The 2,336-nt window shown below is 69.2% G+C and carries 1 protein-coding gene and 2 pseudogenes; 2 read left to right on the forward strand and 1 reads right to left on the reverse strand.

Annotated features, from left to right (window positions below; genetic code table 11):
* Nucleotides 1-527 (forward strand): annotated as a pseudogene (locus AB1460_RS36950) (transposase); the annotation flags it as partial.
* 37 nt (nucleotides 528-564) lie between these two features.
* Here AB1460_RS36950 and AB1460_RS36955 read toward each other — a convergent pair.
* Nucleotides 565-1,681: pseudogene (locus AB1460_RS36955) on the reverse strand (IS66 family transposase); the annotation flags it as partial.
* 476 nt (nucleotides 1,682-2,157) lie between these two features.
* On the opposite strand from AB1460_RS36955, the gene AB1460_RS36960 reads away from it, so the two are divergent.
* Nucleotides 2,158-2,336: transposase (locus tag AB1460_RS36960; protein ID WP_420497462.1), on the forward strand; the 179-nt coding region annotated here is incomplete at its 3' end.

The raw sequence follows: 2,336 nt of genomic DNA on the forward strand, positions 1-2,336 counted from the left end.
GCTACCTCGTCGCGGCCACCAGCGTCGACCCGGACACCGGGAAACCGGCCCTGACCTGGCACTTCGACCAGGCCACCCTCGACACCGAGGCCACCACCGACGGCTGGTACGCCCTGCTGACCAACCTGCCTGACGATGTCGGCCCGGGCGAGGTCCTCGCCCGTTACAAAGGGCAGGAAGTCGTCGAACGTCGCTACGGCACGTTCAAGGGCCCGCTCGCGGTCACGCCGATGTTCCTGCACTCCAACCAACGCATCCACGCGCTCATCCACGTGATCTGCCTGGCCCTGCTCCTCTTCTGCCTGGTCGAACGCCAAGCACGGCTCGGCGCCGGCCCCGACGGGAAGATCCCCGGCCTCTACGCCGGCCGTCCCGCCCGCCCCACCGGAGCACTGGTCTTCAGCGCACTGAGCAGACTGCGCCTCGTGCCCGCCCGGGGCGACCAGATCGCCTACATCCCCCGCCCCTCGGCTCTGCAACAGCACCTCCTCGACATCCTCAATGTCGACCCGACCCGGCCACCTTGAACCGAAACCAGACCGGCCAACGCATCGCAACCCCATGTGCGGAAGACAGGTCGTTATTGACCCAGGGAATCTTGAAGTCGGTGGTGAAGAGCCAGACATGGTCGGCCCTCGCGGCCAGCCGTCGGGCCAGGACCAGGCCCGGATGGTTCTTGTCGTCCTTCCACGGGCGGGACATGTTCGTCAGCCGGCCGATCTCGACGTCGGCGTCGTAGCGGGCCCGCAACCCGTCGATCATGTCCTGCTCAAGGTGGGTCTGGCCGGTGGCGCTGGCGGCTGTCATCAGGCCGTGCGGCTCGCGGAGCAGGTCGACGAGCCGACCAGCCCACTTCTGGACGTTCGGCGCGAGTTGCTGCACCGCCCGCAGTGACCTGATCAGATGAGCAGCGCAAAGCTGCACGCCGGCGAGTCGGGCGTCGTACTGGTGCCAGCCGGAGTAGTCGTCGCGGGTCAGGAAACCGGTGTAGCCGTCGAGCAACGCCGGTCGCGTCGATCGCCTCGGAGGAACGCGACCCGACCGCGGCGTAGTAGACCAGTCCCGGCCAGGGGGTGCGCACCGCCAGCAGGTGCGGGGCGGCGGCCACCGGGTCCCCGGTCGCCTCGTCGAGGTCCTTGCGGATCACGTTGACCGGGGACTCGTCGCCACAGAGCACCGGCTCGGCACGCAGCGCCGTCTTCATCGCCTCGTCGAACCCGGCCTGGGCCAGGTCGTCGGCGAGCCGGGCGTTCGCGCGGGCGACGAACCCGGCCGACACCGGCACCCCCAGCAGCGCCTCGATCACGGTGGCAGCCCGCTCGATCGGCATGTTGCCCTCGTTGGCCAGCAGCAGCAGCACCGCCGCCGCACACAGCTGCGGCCCGTAGGAGACGCTGCCCGCCGCCGCGTGCCGCGCCCCGGGCACCGACGCGGTCGTGACCTTCCCGCAGCAGGCGCAGCGACGCCGCGGCAACGCCCACTCGACCTTCTCCAACACCGGTTCCAGCAGGTCCCAGACCTGCGCCCACCCGTCGCGCAGCACCTGCGCGCCCGTCAGGTCCGCCTCGCACGACGAGCACTGCGCCGGCGGGTCGGCCGATAACGACCGGTCCGGGTCCGCTTCCCGCGACAGGCCAACCCCGGGATGCCCCGGCTGCCCGCCCGGCTTGCGGTCCTTCGAGCCGAAGCCGCTCGTTCGTCGCGGCCAGCTTGTCGTTTACCACCCGCGCCGCGGCCTGCTCGGCGATCCGCACCTCGGCCGCCGCCAGACGCGGCTCCCACGACGCGGACGGGTCAGCCACAACCCCAGATCCTCCACGCCCAACCATGCCGATCAAGCAACGACCACGGCGTGTCCCCTCAACACGGACCCCAAGGTCAGCGGGCTACAGCCACCCACCCGTGAATGGACACCCGCGAAAGCGTCGTAGCTCATGTCGAGAATCGGATCTCACACCGCCTCGCCGACGATGTCGACGCACACGTCGAGGCCGCCGAGCTCGGCCTGAACGCCTGCTGGATCTGAAGTGGAGTCCAGGGACGTGGTGTACGGATCGTGATCGTCTAACGACTCGCCGGAGTGGCGGTCCGTGACGTAGAGCGACCACCGCGTGATCCTTTTCGAGAACCGCCAAGAACTCGAGGAGGAGATACGCGATGGCCGTGCGTCCGACTGTGACCGATGCCGAAGGGTTCGGCAAGGAGCTGGTGGCAGCGAGTCCAGACCTGCTGGGCTCGATGGTGAAGACGTTCGCGGAGGCGTTGATGGGCGCCGAGGTGGACGGCGTCTGCAATGCGGAATATGGCGAGATATCCCCGGAGCGGGTGAACCGGCG

Source organism: Parafrankia sp. FMc2, from assembly GCF_041008525.1.
In the GTDB taxonomy this organism is placed as follows: Bacteria; Actinomycetota; Actinomycetes; order Frankiales; family Frankiaceae; genus Parafrankia.